Genomic DNA, 16,332 nt, shown 5'->3' with positions numbered 1-16,332 from the left:
AAAAATGCACATCGAAATTGAACAGGTAAGAGGAATGTGATCAAGGGATATTTCATGACTAACGATGCATATAATCGAAAACTTACGACGTATACCGATAACATTCCTGATGCATCGCAAGTTATTTTTCGAAATTTACTGTGTAGTTTTTTTTCAGGTTTCCCATGCGTGCGGGGCAAACAGGTAGCCCTTATTACGTACGGTTTTAATGCGGTAGGGCTCGGTGGCGCTGTCCTGCAGTTTTTTTCGCAGGCGAGAAATCGCCACATCAACGCTACGATCCATTCCGTCGTAACTTACGCCGCGCAGATTTTTCAGCAATGCATCCCGGTCCATAATTTGCCCGGCATGAGTTGCCAGCTCCCACAGCAGGTCAAAATCTGCGGTTGAGAGCGCAATCAGCTCCCCGGAAAGCATAACCTGTCGGTTGACCGGGTCGATAGAAAGCGTGCCGAACCGCATCGCCTTATGCGGCGTTAAAGAGGGCGCAGGCGCTTCACGCTCAGCGCTGGCACGCTGACGCAGATGAAGGCGCAAACGGGCAAGCAGGACCGCCGGCGGCGTGGTTTTCAGGATGTAGTCATTCGCGCCCATCTCAAGGGACAGAATATGATTCATATCGCTGTCGAGAGAGGTCAGCAGAACGATCGGGCCGTCCCACTTCGCGCGCAGATCCCGGCAAAGCGTCATGCCATCTTTTCCGGGCAGCATAATGTCCAGCAACACCAGGTCCGGATTTTCGCGGGTGACGACGTCTTCAGCGCGATCGCCACGAGGTTCGACAACCACTTCAATATCATGTTTACCCAGATAAGCGGCGATCAATTGACCCACTTCGGGTTCATCTTCAACATAAACAATCTTATTCATACTACGTCTGTCATCGCGAAAAACGTCAACATACACCGCACAACCTTAACCTTCCATTAATCTTTCATAATTAGCCGGAGTTCCGTTATCCTGCACGGGAATGTTATTTGATTGTTAAGGGAAAAGAATGGGGCTGTTGATCAAAGCCGCGCTGGGTGCGCTGGTCGTGCTGCTGATTGGGGTGCTGGCTAAAACGAAGAACTACTACATTGCCGGGCTTATCCCGCTGTTTCCCACCTTTGCGTTAATCGCGCACTATATTGTGGCCTCTGAGCGGGGTATAGAGGCGCTGCGTGCCACCATTGTATTCGGGATGTGGTCAATCATCCCGTATTTCATCTATCTGCTGTCGCTGTGGTACTTCACCGGTTTTCTGCGTCTGCCCCTGGCGCTTGGCGGGGCGGTGGTCTGCTGGAGCCTCAGCGCCTGGGTGCTCATCTTCTTCTGGAGCCGCTTTCACTAGCGCAGCGGGCGGCCACCGTCCACGGCAAACGTCCTGCCCGTGACGTAACAGCTGGTCAGCAGATAATCGATCAGGTCGATCACCTCTTTCTCGCCGGGCGCAATTTTCATCAACGACTTGTTAAGCGCCTGCTGACGATACTCGGCATCATCGCCCTCGTTAAATAAAATCATCGCCGGGGCAATCGCGTTGACTTTTACCTCGGGGGCCAGCTTGCGCGCGAACGAGCGAGTCATATTATCCAGCGCGGCTTTGCTGGCCGCGTAGGCGATGTGTTTATCGCTGCCTCGCTCCACCACGTAATCGGTGAAATGGATAATGTCGCCTGCGGCATGGCCGTGTCCGCGTAGCAGATCCTGTAGGGCATGGTTGAGCAGATAAGGCGCATTAACGTGGATCTGCATCATGCAGGCGAGCGTTTCGCTGAGCGAATGTCCTGCTTTTTCAGGAAGCCAGGTACTGGCGTTGTGAATAACCGCCCGCAGCCCGCGGGTGGTCGATTTCACTTTTTCCGCGAAAGCAAGAATACCTTCATCCGTGGAGAAATCCGCCTGAATGCAGACGGCTCCGGCATGTCGTAGCCCTTCAATGGAGGGATATTCCGTGCGGTAACTGACGATAACCGGATGGCGAAGATTGAGAAAGTGATGGGCGAGGGCGAGGCCGATGCGACGGCCTGCGCCAGTGATCAATATTGGGCGTTGCTGCGTGTGTCCCATCGTAATCTCCTTTTCAGTTCAACAATGGGACAGGCGGCGCTATCCCATTAACATCCACGTTGCCGGTACGGCAGCGACTAACAGCAAACCTATCAACGCCATTTCGCGGCGCTTAAGGGCATTATCAAGCTGATGCGTACGGCGAGCGTAGATAAACACCAGCAGGCCTGGCGCGTAGAGCACCACGGACAGCAGCAGATGCATCGGGCCGGAAGCATACAATAACCATAGACCGTAAATACAGGCACCTACGCCTACCGCATAGTGTGCCGGGCGGGTCGCAATTTTTAACAGATATGCGCCCACTAAGAAATAGGGTACCAGAATCATCTCGGAGGCGATGGTCAGCAGCGTGTTATAGTCCGAACCTGTGAGCCAGATCAGCACCAGACAGACCTGCACGCTGACGTTGGTGAGCCACAGAGAGGCCGATGGCGCACTGTTTTTATTCTGACGGGCAAACAGGCGCGGGAACGCTTTGTGCGTGGCGGCCAGGAACGGAACTTCCGCCGCCATAATGGTCCAGCTCAGGTACGCGCCGCAGACGGAGACAATCAAACCTGCCGCGATAACCACATCACCCCAGGGACCGAGCATTTTCACCATCAGCCCGGCCATGGACGGATTACGCATCTCCGCCAGTTCAGGGCGGGCCACCACACCGAGCGACAGCAGCGTCACCAGCAGATAAACGCCCAGCGCCGCCAGGACGGCCAGCAGCGTGGCGCGTCCCACGTCGCGTTTGTTACGCGCGCGGGCAGAGACCACGACGGCACCTTCAACACCGATGAACACCCATAGGGTAATCAGCATGGTATTTTTCACCTGCTCCCAGACGGGAACGCCCAACGCAATACCGCTGAAATCGAGCGTAAAGACATCGAGACGGAAGGCGAGGAAGGCCAGCACGACGAACAGGCCAAGCGGCACCAGCTTGGCCAGCGTCGCCACCAGGTTAATGCTGGCCGCGGTCTGAACGCCGCGCAAAATCAACCAGTGAACAATCCACAGCAGCACCGAGGCGCCGACGATGGACTGCCAGGTATTGCCGTCACCAAACAGGCGCAGTTCGGGCGTATCGGTAAAGAAACTGAGCGCCGAGAAGACGATAACCAGATAGGAGACGTTGGCGATCACCGCGCACAGCCAGTAGCCCCAGGCGGAGCAGAAGCCAATCAGCTCGCCAAAACCTTCACGGGCGTAAGTGAATATTCCGCCGTCCAGATCCGGTCGGATACGGGTCAGCAGCAGCATGGCGAACGCCAGCAGCAAAATCCCGACGCCGGTGATGCCCCAGCCAATCAGTAATGCGGCCGGGCTGGCGACGGCCGCCATGTTCTGCGGCAAACTGAATACGCCCGCGCCCAGCATTGAGCTCAATACAAGTGCAGTTAACGCACTCAGGCCAAGTTTCTTTTCCATTGGCTTCCTGTTATGAAAAGTCCAAATCCAGAATAATTATTTCGCTAAGGCGCATAAAAATGGTGGATCACGCTAAGGCGCGGGATTTTACGGAGTGTGACGGATGCATGCAATGACATGGGGCAGAAATCAGAAAAAAAGTAACAAAAAAGGCGGCACTGCGCCGCCTTTATGAAACCGTTTTGTTACTTGTACAGATCGGCACTAATGGTCAGGTTGTTGCCACGTTCCTGCCACTGGCGGGTGATGTGGTAATACTTCGCGCCTTTCTTCGCAGCACGCTTCGCCACCTGATAGGAGATTTCTGTCATGTTGCCATAGTTGCCCGTAAACTTGATGCTGTCGAACGGCACCATCTGCGCGGCAGTGGCTTTGTTCAGCTCTTCAATTTTCGTGCCGTCTGGTAACGTAACGGTATAACGACCGCCTTTGGTGGATTGGGTTTCAAAGAAACGACCCACTTCAGCGCTTGGTGCCGCAGACGTTGCTACGCCCGGAATTTCAACTTTCTTCGCTTCTTCACCGCCTTTTGCTAACGCAGCACGACCGGCTTCTGAATCCGCTGGAATCGCATCCGGGCTTTGCACTACGCGTTTTTTCGCATCTTGCTTATAGATGAAGGCGGTAATGCGCTGGTTTCCGCCCTGGTTGGCATCAACCTGACGCACGATATAAAACGCGTAAGCGCCTTTTTCTCTCGCAGCTTTGGTGATGGCATCGTTAACTTCAGGCTGGCTGCGGTAGAAGCCCTGAACGGTCACGGTGTCATACGGTTCCAGCTGAACAGCCTGATCTTTCGGCAGTTCAACAATGCCGTTAATCACGCGGTTTTTCTGTTCATCTGCCTTTGGGGCATTCTCTTTGTACAGCGCAACAGTCACGCGCTGGTTACCGCTGTTGCCCTGATCGGACTGGTCAACAACGTAAAACGAGGCAGCGCCGTTTTTATCGGCGGCTTTTGATGCGGCGGCGACGGCATCGCCAATGGAATTATACCGACCCACAATGACCGTATGGTCAAAAGGTTTTAACGCTGCCGCTTGCTCCGGCGTCAACTCTGTCGCAGCATTCGCTGACAGGGCGGTCGCGGAAAGAAGTGCGGACGCCAGGAGTGTGTTCTTAAGCTTCATAAAAATAATCCTTCGCCTTGCGCAAACCATGTACTGGTGTTGTTGTTAATTTGAGACGGTCCCGATTATGGCATTTAACACCCGTCGCTGTCTGCGGCATTTTTCACAGCCTGTGCTCAGCAAAGGACCTGATTCGATAACATTTTGTGATATGTGGAAAAAACAGGCGTTTCACAAGAAAAACTGATTAAGCATATGACTTTTACAAGTTAATTTAATGTTAATGAGTTGTTCTTTTATGGCGCTATATCATGTTTTTACCGCTTCGCTTGCGCGATTTATCGGTCCTGAAGGCGAATTTAAGGTAAATATCTCTGTCAGTGACCCCGATCGCTTATTTTTCACAGATAAAATAAGAAATAGTGTTTTCTGGCGGTAGATCACGGGCGCTATTTTCAGTAGGTTATAGAAAGTTTGTTACTGTTTTATTTTCCGGGGTTAATCATTCTCCGTCGTTATCGCGATGGTGAAAATTGATACGAACCGCGGGCAATTATCGACAAACCATCATCACAAACCGATGGAAGGGAAAACTATGCGTATTGGGGTACCAAAAGAACGGTTAGCCAATGAAACCCGCGTAGCGGCAACACCAAAAACGGTGGAGCAACTGCTTAAACTGGGTTTTACCGTCGCGATTGAAAGCGGCGCGGGCAAACTGGCGAGTTTCGATGACGAGGCCTTTACTCAGGCTGGCGCGGACGTAGTGGACGGTGCTGAGGTCTGGCAATCACCCATTATTCTGAAGGTAAACGCACCGGAAGAGAGTGAAATTGAACTGCTGAACGCGGGCACGACGCTTGTGAGCTTTGTCTGGCCAGCCCAAAACCCGGAGCTGATGGAGAAGCTGGCGGCACGCGGTGTCACCGTGATGGCGATGGATTCCGTGCCGCGTATTTCGCGCGCGCAGTCTCTGGATGCGCTGAGTTCTATGGCAAACATTGCCGGCTATCGCGCCATTGTCGAAGCTGCGCATGAGTTTGGTCGCTTCTTTACCGGTCAAATTACGGCCGCAGGCAAAGTACCACCCGCGAAGGTGATGGTAATTGGTGCCGGTGTGGCAGGTCTTGCCGCTATTGGGGCCGCAAACAGCCTGGGCGCTATTGTTCGTGCGTTTGATACCCGGCCGGAAGTGAAGGAGCAGGTGCAGAGTATGGGCGCCGAATTCCTTGAGCTGGACTTCAAGGAAGAAGCGGGCAGCGGTGATGGTTACGCGAAGGTCATGTCTGAAGCCTTTATTAAGGCGGAAATGGCGCTCTTTGCGGCGCAGGCAAAAGAGGTGGACATCATTGTCACCACCGCGCTTATTCCGGGTAAACCGGCACCGAAGCTGATCACCCGTGAGATGGTGGATTCCATGCAGCCGGGCAGCGTGATTGTCGATCTGGCGGCGCAAAACGGCGGTAACTGTGAGTATACCGTGCCAAATCAGGTCACGACGACCGCGAACGGCGTGAAGGTGATCGGTTATACCGACCTGCCAGGACGTCTGCCAACCCAGTCCTCTCAGCTGTACGGCACGAACCTCGTTAATCTGCTGAAGCTGCTCTGCAAAGAGAAAGACGGCAACATCACCGTTGATTTTGATGATGTGGTGGTGCGCGGCGTGACCGTGGTGCGTGAAGGGGAAATCACCTGGCCTGCACCGCCGATACAGGTTTCCGCTCAGCCTCAGGCTGCGCCGAAAGCGGCGCCTGAGCCTGCAGAACCAGCGAAACCTGCGTCGCCGTGGCGCAAATACGCCATCATGGCGCTGGTCATTATCCTGTTTGGCTGGCTGGCGGACGTCGCGCCAAAAGAGTTCCTTGGCCACTTCACCGTCTTCGCGCTCTCCTGCGTGGTGGGTTACTACGTCGTGTGGAACGTTTCCCATGCGCTGCATACCCCGCTGATGTCGGTTACCAATGCCATCTCCGGGATTATCGTGGTTGGGGCATTGCTGCAAATTGGTCATGGCGGCTGGATCAGCTTCCTGAGCTTCATTGCAGTGCTGATCGCCAGTATCAATATTTTCGGTGGTTTCACCGTGACTCAGCGCATGCTGAAAATGTTTCGTAAAGGCTAAGGGGTAGCATATGTCTGGAGGATTAGTTACAGCCGCATACATTGTTGCTGCAATCCTGTTTATTTTCAGTCTGGCGGGGCTTTCCAAACACGAAACGTCTCAGCAGGGAAATAACTTTGGTATCGCCGGGATGGCGATTGCGCTGATTGCCACCATCTTTGGGCCGGACACCGGCAACGTGGCGTGGATCCTGGTGGCGATGATCATCGGTGGTGCGATTGGTATTCGTCTGGCGAAACGCGTTGAAATGACCGAGATGCCGGAGCTGGTTGCTATTCTGCACAGCTTCGTGGGTCTGGCCGCGGTGCTGGTGGGCTTCAACAGCTATCTGTACCACGAACCGGGTCTGGAACCGATTCTGGTGAACATCCACCTGACCGAAGTGTTCCTCGGCATCTTCATTGGTGCGGTGACCTTCACCGGCTCAATCGTGGCGTTCGGCAAACTGCGCGGGAAGATCTCTTCCAAACCGCTGATGCTGCCTAACCGCCACAAGCTGAATCTGGCGGCGCTGGTCGTTTCCTTTGTGCTGCTGGTGGTCTTCGTGCGTACCGAAAGCGTAGGCTTGCAGGTGCTGGCGTTACTGGTGATGACCATCATCGCGCTGGCCTTCGGCTGGCATCTGGTGGCGTCTATCGGCGGGGCAGATATGCCGGTAGTCGTCTCCATGCTGAACTCCTACTCCGGTTGGGCAGCGGCAGCAGCAGGCTTTATGCTGAGCAACGACCTGCTGATTGTCACCGGTGCGCTGGTCGGTTCTTCCGGTGCGATCCTGTCTTACATCATGTGTAAGGCGATGAACCGCTCGTTTATCAGCGTCATCGCGGGTGGCTTCGGTTCTGATGGTTCATCAACCGGTTCTGATGAGGAAGTGGGTGAACACCGTGAAATCAGTGCGGAAGACACCGCAGAGATGCTGAAAAACTCGCATTCCGTTATCATCACCCCGGGCTATGGCATGGCGGTGGCGCAGGCGCAGTATCCGGTGGCGGAAATCACCGAGAAACTGCGCGCGCGCGGTATCAAGGTTCGCTTTGGTATTCACCCGGTGGCGGGGCGTCTGCCAGGCCACATGAACGTGCTGCTGGCGGAAGCGAAGGTGCCTTACGACATCGTGCTGGAAATGGACGAGATCAACGATGATTTCGCCGACACCGACACCGTGCTGGTGATTGGCGCCAACGACACCGTTAACCCGGCGGCGCAGGATGATCCGCGCAGCCCGATTGCGGGTATGCCTGTTCTCGAAGTGTGGAAGGCGCAGAACGTCATTGTCTTCAAACGCTCTATGAACACCGGCTATGCTGGCGTGCAGAACCCGCTGTTCTTTAAAGATAACACCCACATGCTGTTTGGCGACGCCAAGGCCAGCGTGGATGCGATTCTGAAATCTCTTTAATTCCGCTTCATCCTGTCAAACCGCCCCTGGGGGCGGTTTTCTTATTTCTGCGGTCAGCCATTCTCCTCTGTCTATACTTTACCCTTTGTGTAATACGAGGAGGTGTAATGCAATTTCTGTCCCGCTTTGACATCATCGCGCTGATGATGACGCCATCATTCTGGATTGGCGTCGCCACGGTAGTCTTTGTAACTCTGCTGGTGTACTGGCTGCTGACGCGCCTGATCGCCTTTGTTAAGAAAGGGATCACCACCTGGGGCGACAAGCATCCCACCACCAACCGGATGCGTTTTATCCTGACGGATATGCTTAACCGCACCAGCCGCTTCCTGCTTTTTGTCGTGGCGCTGCTGTTCAGCCTGCGTTTCGTCGACTTACCGGATCATCTCTTTGGTACCGTGAGCCACGCCTGGTTCCTGGTCTTCGCCATCCAGGTGGCGCTGTGGATGGATCAGGGGGTGGTATCGTGGCTTCGTCACGTCATGCTGGCGCCGGGAAGCCATAAAAACCCGGTGACGCTGGTGATCACGGGGCTTATCCTCCGTGCCATTGTCTGGTCAGTGATGCTGCTGTCTATCCTTGCTAACGCGGGCGTCAACATCACTGCTCTGGTTGCCAGCCTTGGGGTAGGGGGTATTGCTATCGCCCTCGCGGTGCAAACGATCCTGAGCGACGTGTTTGCATCGCTCTCCATCGGTTTTGATAAGCCGTTCGAAATCGGCGATTTTGTGGTGTTTAACGATGTCGCCGGGACGGTAGAGCACATCGGCCTGAAAACCACCCGTATCCGTAGCCTGAGCGGGGAGCAGATTGTCTGCGGGAACGCCATCCTGCTGCAACAGACGCTGCATAACTACAAGCGGATGCAAACGCGCCGGATCGTCTTTACCTTCGGGGTCGCCAGCGACACGGCGCCGGAAAAACTGCGTTCAGTGGGTGATATGGTCAAACAGATCATTACCGACGTCGGGGAAACGAAGTTTGACCGCGCCCATTTCCTGGGCTTCGATCGCGATCGCCTGACCTTCGAGGTGGTCCATATCGTTAATACGGCGGATTACAACAAGTACATGGATATTCAGCAGGAGATCAATATTCGTATTCTGGAGGGGCTGAACCAGCAGGAGATCAAGCTGGCGCTGCCGAGCATGGTTCTGCACGCGCCCTGGATGAATGCTGGCGACGAGGCACCGGCGCAACGGTTGAGCGAAGCGCAATAAAAAAAGCCCGCCGTTACCGGCGGGCTTTCATTTTGGGGTCAATCGTCTTCCTCATCGTCCAGTTCAACCGGCGTCTGATACTGATCCGGCTTGATAACCAGAAGGTCGCAGCGAAGATGGTCGATCACCTGCTCGGCGGTATTACCCAGGAACGCGGCAGAAATACCGGTCCGGCCAATGGTGCCCAGCACCACAATCCCGGCCTGCAAATGCTCCGCCAGATCCGGAATAACCTCTTCCGGTAACCCTTTTTCTACGTGGGTCATGTTCTCATCGATACTGAATTTCTGGCGCAGCGCTTTCATGGCCAGCAGATGCTGACCGCGAATCGCGTCGTTATACACGCTCGGGTCAAATTCAGGCAGCTCGATGGCGATATTGATTGGCGTAACCGGATAGGCTCCCACCAGATGGACTTCGGTATGGTTAACTTGGTCGGCAAGCTGAAGGGTCTCCTTCACCAGCTTCTCGTTCAGCGAATTGTGATAATCCTCTTCGCTGGCCAGATTGACCGCCACGACGGCTTTCCCGCCCTCAGGCCACGGCTGATCTTTCACCATCCATACCGGACAAGGGCATTTGCGCAGCAGGTGCCAGTCGGTCGGGGTGAAAATCACGGATTCCAGTTTGTCATGCTGGTGCGCCATTTTCAGCAGCAGGTCATGCCCACCGGCCACCACTTCCTGAATAATGGCTTCGAAAGGACGGTTGTGCCAGACCACCTTGATATCGATAGGTACGCCCGCTTCCAGATAATACTTCGCCTGCTCGCGGATCCACGCGGTACGCTGGCTGATCACTCCCTGACGCATAGCGGTGCGCTCGTCAGGCGACAGAAGGGTGGTCATCTCGTATGAGAAGTCATAAATCGGCAAAAAGGCTTTAATTTTGCCACCAATCCGTTGATGTAAATACACAGCACGTCGTAATGCTGGCTGATCGTCCTGATTCGGATCGATAGCCACCAGCATATTTTGATACTTTGCCATACAGGTCTCCTTACTACTGTCACCACAGTCTGTAAGTAAAAGAGTAACCTATATATCTTGAATGAAACAGGGGGGAAGTTTTTGCCAGATCAATAATCATGAAAATTTATCGACCTGGCATAAGATATCCGGGAGAGTTATGCCACGTTACGTGAGTGACCCGCCAGAATGGCCAGGGCTTCACCGTTTTCAATGGTGATGTACTTACCTTTAACCGCCAGCATTCCGCTCTTCTGGAAACGACCCAGCAGACGGCTGATGGTTTCCACGGTCAGGCCCAGATAGTTACCAATATCGCCACGCGTCATGGTCAGACGGAATTCGCGTGGGGAGAAGCCACGTTCCGCGAAACGGCGGGAGAGGTTATAGATAAAGGCGGCCAGACGCTCTTCTGCGTTCTTTTTGGAAAGCAGCAGGATCATATCCTGATCGCCTTTGATCTCTCCGCTCATCAGACGCATCATCTGCTGACGCAGGTTTGGCATCTTACCGGACAGATCGTCCAGCGTTTCAAACGGGATTTCACAAACCATAGAGGTTTCCAGCGCCTGAGCAAAGCTCGGGTGATGGCCACTGCCGATGGCGTCAAAGCCGACTAAATCGCCCGCCAGATGGAAGCCAGTGATCTGCTCGTCGCCCTGTTCGGTAATGGTGTAGCTTTTGATGGTGCCAGAACGGATAGCATAGAGCGATTTCAGTTCGTCTCCCGCTTTAAACAGCGTCTGCCCTTTCTGAATAGGCTTTTTGCGCTCGATGATATTGTCAAGCTGATCGAGTTCATGCTCATTCAGAGTAAACGGGATACAGAGCTGGCTGATGCTGCAATCCTGGCAATGGATAGCACAACCGCCAGACTGAATGCGTCGTATAATTCGCTTTTCCGGGATCATAGGTTTGCTCAAGCCTTAATTGATATTGGTCAATTTTAACATCTTTTTGGTAAGGACGTAAGTCTGGCAAACCCCCAATAAAGACAAGAGACGGCAGCGTGTTGCCATCTCCTTGAAATTCCACAGAATGATTAAGGATTATGAACCTAACAGGAAGAAAATTAAGCACAAAAAGCCTGGGAATTACAGCAGAAAATACCCTTCGTGACGCAGCAGCCACTCTTTGCGCTGTACGCCCCCGGCATAGCCGGTGAGGGTGCCGTTGCGCCCAATCACGCGATGGCAAGGCACCACAATGCTGACGGGGTTAGAGCCATTTGCCGCACCGACTGCGCGCGCCGCGCCGGCACGGCCAAGCTGTTCTGCCAGCTGACCGTAGTGCATCACCTGCCCGCAGGGAATGTTACGTAGCGCCTGCCACACCTCGCGCTGAAAAGGGGTACCCGCCGTGGCGGTTGGCAGGGTATTAATAATGCTGAGATCGCCCTCGAAGTAGGCCGCCAGTTTATCGCTCAGCCCGCCAGGATTACGGGCTGTAATACGCTCGTAACCCTCGGCGCGATAATGAATGTTGAGCAGCTCAACCATCCGGTCGCTGTGCTCTTCCCACTCAACAGCGCGAAGATTGAACGCTTCATCCGCGATAATCCAAAGCGGCCCCAGCGGTGTCGCAATCTTGTCTTCGAGTAATCTCAGCATCAGTATTCCTTAGTTCAGCCTCGGGTAAATACCCGGTCCAATCGGCAGGCCGACAAGATACCACGCCACCAGCATCACCAGCCATACCCCTAAGAAGATAAGCGGATAGGGCAAGACCAGCGAATAGTAGGTACCCAGCTTAGCCTCCGGTCTGTAGCGTTGCAGGAAGCCTAAAAACAGCGGAACGAAGGGTGACACGGGCGCCAGCGGGATCACCGAAGAATCGGCGACACGGAACAGGATCTGGGCGAACGCCGGATGAAAGCCGAGCATCATAAACATGGGGACAAAGATGGGGGCCAGAATCGACCAGATGGCCGACCCGCTGGCAATAAACATGCACAGCAGGGACGACAGCAGCGCCAGGCCGACAAAGGCCGGAACCCCGCTCAACCCCGCCGCCTCCAGCGCGTCCGTCAGGCTCACGGCCATAAACTTGCCCATGTTGCTCCAGTTAAACATGGCCACAAACTGCGCCAGCGGGAACACCATCACGATAAAACCCGCCATCTCCTTCATCGGCTCGATCATCAGGTGCGGCAGATCTCCCTGACGGCGGATTTTACCGGTAGCGATGCCGTAGGCGAGCGAAACGACGAAGAAGAAGAGAATTATCAGCGGCACAATACCCTGAATAAACGGCGAGGGAAGTACGGTGTGTTTGATTGGATCGCGCAACACGCCATTCTCCGGTACCACCATCAGCGCCACAGCCGCAATGAACGCCAGCGAGACGATCCCGGCGACGCGCAGGCCGAACTGCTGCTCTTTGCTCAGCGTCTCCAGCTTTTCATCGCTCCGGCCTTCCCATTTACCCAGGCGCGGCTCAACGATCTTATCGGTAATCAACCCCCCGACAATCGTCAGGACAATCACCGAACTGGCCATAAAGTACCAGTTGTCGATCACGCTGACGTGCATGGCCGCATCGATGGTGCTGGCTGCCTCCGTGCTGATGCCGGAGAGCAGCACATCGGTGGTCACAATAAGCAGGTTAGCGGTAAACCCACAGCCGACGCCCGCGATCGCCGACAGCAGGCCCGCAACAGGATGACGGCCAACGGCGAGGAAAATCAGCGCCCCCATCGGCGGCATGATCACCAGCGCCGCGTCGGACGAGATATGGCTGAAGAAGGCAATAAACAGCACCATATAGCTGGCATAACGCGCGCTGACGTGCGAGGCCATTTTCACCATCAGCGCGGGCAGCAGACCCACGCGTTCGGCCAGACCCGCGCCTAACACCAGCGCCAGGATGGCGCCCAGCGGCGCAAAACCGCTGAAGTTTTTAATCACGTTCGGCAAAAACCAGTGCAACCCCTCCACGCTGAGCAGATTTTTTACGGCCACCATGCTGCCGTCGGCCGGGCTGCGCACGCTCACATCAAAGGCGGACAGCACGGCTGTCGCGACCATCAGGATGACAATTAAATAGATAAAAAGCAGGAAAGGGTGCGGCACTTTATTACCGATCCTTTCAACCCAGCCATAGAGCTTACCGGATGGGGAATGCGAAGGTATGGATGACATACTCATGGGCGTTCCTCAGGACTGTTGTTGTGTTGTGTTGTGTTTTTTTATTTTAAAGGTGACGGTGTCACGTCCTGCGGGATCGGACACTCGTACGGTTTTTGTGTTATGTGTTGTTCAAATTCTTCCCGACATTTTCGCAGCAGGTCGGCATCCTGAAGCAGATGCAGCGCGGTCGCGCCCATCACTTTTCCGGCCAGCAGCATGCCTTTATGGGCAATAGAGGTACGCCCCTGCGCCACCAATTGCCAGGTATGCAGCGGGGTGCCGACGGTAAAACAGGGGCTAAAGCACTGTGCGACAGGCATCTTCCAGCTGACATCCCCCACGTCGGTGGAGCCTGCCAGCACGTTATCGGTGATGGCGTAAGGGGCAACTTCATCCACCAGTAGCGTTTCGTGATGGCGTCGGGCAAAGGCTTTTCCCTCTTCGGCTCCCGTTGCGGCAATGTTTTTCAGGCTGTTTTGCAGGTCGTTTGCCGTGAGCGTGGCGCGGATTTCACGGGCAAATTCGCGTTCTTCTTCCGTCCAGTCCGGCGTGCCGTAATGCTGCAATGCGCGGTACATGGCCGCTTCGAGCGTACGGTTCGGCAGATAGCTGGAGCAGGCTTTATCAAAGCGACACTCGACAGTGGTTTCGGTCATCATCGCCGCGCCCTGGGCGATTTTCTCGATGCGCGCGTAGATCTGCTGCGCATCGGCCATCTCCGGGGCGCGGATCAGGTACAGCACTTCGGCCTGGGCCTGCACCACGTTAGGCGAAATTCCGCCGGTATCGGTGATGGCGTAATGAACGCGCGCTTTTTCAATGATGTGTTCGTTGAGGAAGTTTGTGCCGGTAGTCATCAACGTCACGGCATCCAGCGCGCTACGTCCCAGATGTGGGGAGTTTGCGGCGTGGGCGGCGATCCCCTTAAACCGCCAGGCGGCCTGAATATTGGCCAGCGTGCTGACGTTAAACATCCCGGCAAAGGCTTCCGGATGCCAGGTCACGGCAGCGTCCACGTCGTCAAATAATCCTTCACGAACCATAAAGGTTTTACCGGAGCCGCCTTCCTCGCCGGGGCAGCCGTAAAATCGTACCGTTCCGCTGCCGCCGTGCTGTTCCAGCCAGCTTTTCACCGCCACCGCACCGGCAAAGGCAGCAGTACCCAACAGGTTATGCCCGCAGCCATGGCCGTTAGCCCCCGGGGTGGCGGATTGCGCCGTCGCGCAGTGCGCCTGCTGGCTCAACCCGGCCAGGGCGTCGTATTCGCCCAGAAGGGCGATAACGGGCTTGCCGCTGCCGTAGCTGGCAATAAAGGCGTTGGGAATGCCTCCGGCTTCCCGCATCAGGGTAAAGCCCTCGGCTTCCAGCGCGCTGGCAAGCCGTTCGGCCGACCAGAACTCTTCAAAGCGCGTTTCGGGATGATCCCAGATGTCGTCGGCAATATCGGTAAACGTCTGACATCGCGTGTCGATGGCATCAGCGATAAAAGCGTAGTTCTCCTGCATTACACACCTCGCGTCCACGGGAAATTAAGCGCAGTTCGCGCCAGTGTTTCGATGGCAACGTTCATCACCTGCTCATCAAAATCGAATTTTTCGTTGTGATGTCCGGCGCTCAGTTCGGTGCCGAAGACCATATACGAGGCCATGCCGCCGTTCTGCTGCACGCGGGCCATCATTAGCGTGGCATCTTCGGAGCCCGCAGGCGCTTTGACCTTATTAATGGCATGAGTCACGCCGGGCACCTGGCTTGCCTGTTCACGCAGATAATCGACCCAAGCCGGGGTGGGGGCACTGGAGGTCGCCGCCCCCATCAGGTTTATCCCGGCTGTTACGCCGTAGAGTGCTGCCGCGCCGGTAATCACCGCCTGCGCGCGATCGAAGACATACTGATTAATCGCCTCGCTTTCACCGCGGGTTTCAACCTTAAGCAACGCATCAGCCGGAACCACGTTGCGTCCGCTGCCCGCCTGCATGACTCCGACGTTAACCCGGGACGCGCCTTCGCTGTGTGGCGCGATGCCATGCAGCGCGATTGCGGCCTGGGCCGCCGCGAGCAGGGCGTTACGGCCCTCTTCCGGTTTACCGCCAGCGTGTGCGGCAACGCCGGTAAAGCGCACGTCAAATTTGGTGGTCGCCATGAAGTTATCGCTGCCGCAGATCACCGTCCCTTCCGGAACGCCGGTTCCAATATGAATGGCGGTAAAGTAGTCCACGTCGTCCAGCGCCCCTGCAGCGACCATAGCGCGGGCGCCGCGCGTACCCTCTTCGGCAGGCTGGAAGATCAGTTTGATGGTGCCGTTGAGCTGGGCTTCATGCTGCTTAAGCACCTGCGCCAGCCCCAGACCAATGGTGGTGTGGCCGTCGTGCGCGCAGGCGTGCATCATGCCCGGGTTGCAGGAGGCAAAACCGTCGCGGTACGGCCGGTGGCTGTCGTCATGCGCTTCGCTCAGATCAAGCGCATCCATGTCCACGCGAAAGGCCAGCGTCGGGCCGGGGCGACCGGTATTCAGGGTCGCGACAATGCCGGTGAACCCGCCTTCGAACGGCGAGAGCCATTTCTCCGGTGCGCCTTGCGCGCGGGCGCGGGCAAATTCCCGCGCCAGGGTTGCGTCATCGGGCAACCCCATCCGGCTTTCGGCATCCACGACATCGCGACCCATCGCCAGCTCGTAACCCAGCGAGTCCAGGATCTCCGAGACTTTCGCGGCTGTGCGAAACTCCACCCAGCCGGATTCCGCGAAATGGTGAAAATCGCGACGCCATGCGCTCAGTTGGGGGGATAATGTGTGGATGTACTGCGCCAGTGCGTTCATATCTTTTCCTGTCATCATTAAAATATGTGAACTGCTTCACGCTGTGATAGTTTTTACTTATCACTAAGCGATTTTTCACAGTTTTAACCGTTCAGGAATTACCCTCGCACATCCGATTCCATTAAAGTAGATG

At 55.4% G+C, this 16,332-nt stretch carries 14 protein-coding genes; 4 read left to right on the top strand and 10 right to left on the bottom strand.

What is annotated here, in order from left to right:
* Positions 1-153: 153 nt before the first annotated feature.
* Positions 154-870, bottom strand: coding sequence for a two-component system response regulator RstA (rstA, locus tag INF86_RS06165; protein ID WP_032671147.1), 717 nt, complete (start codon positions 868-870; stop codon positions 154-156).
* A 127-nt stretch (positions 871-997) separates the two neighbouring features.
* Between rstA and INF86_RS06160 the strand changes: the two genes are divergently transcribed.
* Positions 998-1,333 (top strand): GlpM family protein, encoded by a 336-nt coding sequence (locus tag INF86_RS06160; RefSeq protein WP_022647934.1) that lies wholly within the window; start codon positions 998-1,000, stop codon positions 1,331-1,333.
* Here INF86_RS06160 and folM read toward each other — a convergent pair.
* The 3 genes from folM to ydgH form a co-directional block, all read right to left on the bottom strand.
* A complete protein-coding gene (gene folM / locus INF86_RS06155) occupies positions 1,330-2,052 on the bottom strand; it encodes a dihydromonapterin reductase (protein WP_023306085.1) in 723 nt (240 codons plus the stop codon). The genes INF86_RS06160 and folM overlap by 4 nt on opposite strands.
* Before the next feature lie 39 nt (positions 2,053-2,091).
* A complete protein-coding gene (locus INF86_RS06150; protein ID WP_063150615.1) occupies positions 2,092-3,474 on the bottom strand; it encodes an amino acid permease in 1,383 nt (460 codons plus the stop codon).
* A gap of 185 nt (positions 3,475-3,659) precedes the next feature.
* Positions 3,660-4,604 carry a DUF1471 family protein YdgH gene (gene ydgH, locus INF86_RS06145; RefSeq protein WP_022647937.1) on the bottom strand — a complete coding sequence of 315 codons (945 nt, stop codon included), beginning with the start codon at positions 4,602-4,604 and terminating at the stop codon, positions 3,660-3,662.
* A gap of 535 nt (positions 4,605-5,139) precedes the next feature.
* On the opposite strand from ydgH, the gene pntA reads away from it, so the two are divergent.
* The 3 genes from pntA (at position 5,140) to INF86_RS06130 (ending at position 9,288) form a co-directional block, all read left to right on the top strand.
* On the top strand, positions 5,140-6,669 hold the full coding sequence (pntA, locus tag INF86_RS06140) for a Re/Si-specific NAD(P)(+) transhydrogenase subunit alpha (protein ID WP_017384575.1): 1,530 nt from the start codon (positions 5,140-5,142) through the stop codon (positions 6,667-6,669).
* 10 nt (positions 6,670-6,679) lie between these two features.
* Positions 6,680-8,068, top strand: coding sequence for a Re/Si-specific NAD(P)(+) transhydrogenase subunit beta (pntB, locus tag INF86_RS06135; protein WP_022647939.1), 1,389 nt, complete (start codon positions 6,680-6,682; stop codon positions 8,066-8,068).
* A gap of 107 nt (positions 8,069-8,175) precedes the next feature.
* Positions 8,176-9,288, top strand: a complete 1,113-nt coding sequence (locus INF86_RS06130; protein WP_022647940.1) for a mechanosensitive ion channel family protein — start codon at positions 8,176-8,178, stop codon at positions 9,286-9,288.
* A 38-nt stretch (positions 9,289-9,326) separates the two neighbouring features.
* Here the strand turns inward: INF86_RS06130 and uspE are convergent, their stop codons facing one another.
* The 6 genes from uspE to INF86_RS06100 all read right to left on the bottom strand — a co-directional run bounded on the left by uspE (position 9,327) and on the right by INF86_RS06100 (position 16,199).
* A complete protein-coding gene (gene uspE, locus INF86_RS06125) occupies positions 9,327-10,277 on the bottom strand; it encodes a universal stress protein UspE (protein WP_003857535.1) in 951 nt (316 codons plus the stop codon).
* A gap of 137 nt (positions 10,278-10,414) precedes the next feature.
* Positions 10,415-11,167, bottom strand: coding sequence for a fumarate/nitrate reduction transcriptional regulator Fnr (gene fnr / locus INF86_RS06120; RefSeq protein ID WP_000611906.1), 753 nt, complete (start codon positions 11,165-11,167; stop codon positions 10,415-10,417).
* Between the two features lie 183 nt (positions 11,168-11,350).
* Positions 11,351-11,866 carry a methylated-DNA--[protein]-cysteine S-methyltransferase gene (gene ogt / locus INF86_RS06115; protein WP_193543331.1) on the bottom strand — a complete coding sequence of 172 codons (516 nt, stop codon included), beginning with the start codon at positions 11,864-11,866 and terminating at the stop codon, positions 11,351-11,353.
* A 9-nt stretch (positions 11,867-11,875) separates the two neighbouring features.
* Positions 11,876-13,402, bottom strand: coding sequence for a p-aminobenzoyl-glutamate transporter (abgT, locus tag INF86_RS06110; RefSeq protein ID WP_022647942.1), 1,527 nt, complete (start codon positions 13,400-13,402; stop codon positions 11,876-11,878).
* A gap of 41 nt (positions 13,403-13,443) precedes the next feature.
* On the bottom strand, positions 13,444-14,889 hold the full coding sequence (locus INF86_RS06105; RefSeq protein WP_105322727.1) for a M20 family metallopeptidase: 1,446 nt from the start codon (positions 14,887-14,889) through the stop codon (positions 13,444-13,446).
* The gene (locus INF86_RS06100; RefSeq protein WP_193543330.1) at positions 14,889-16,199 is read right to left on the bottom strand and encodes a M20 family metallo-hydrolase; all 1,311 of its coding nucleotides are present in this window, start codon (positions 16,197-16,199) and stop codon (positions 14,889-14,891) included. Before INF86_RS06100 ends, INF86_RS06105 begins: the two co-directional genes overlap by 1 nt.
* Positions 16,200-16,332 lie beyond the last annotated feature (133 nt).

The sequence above is a fragment of the Enterobacter cloacae complex sp. I1M genome (assembly GCF_014982425.1).
In the GTDB taxonomy this organism is placed as follows: Bacteria; Pseudomonadota; Gammaproteobacteria; order Enterobacterales; family Enterobacteriaceae; genus Enterobacter; species Enterobacter intestinihominis.
This window is presented reverse-complemented; position numbering and strand designations above follow the sequence as displayed.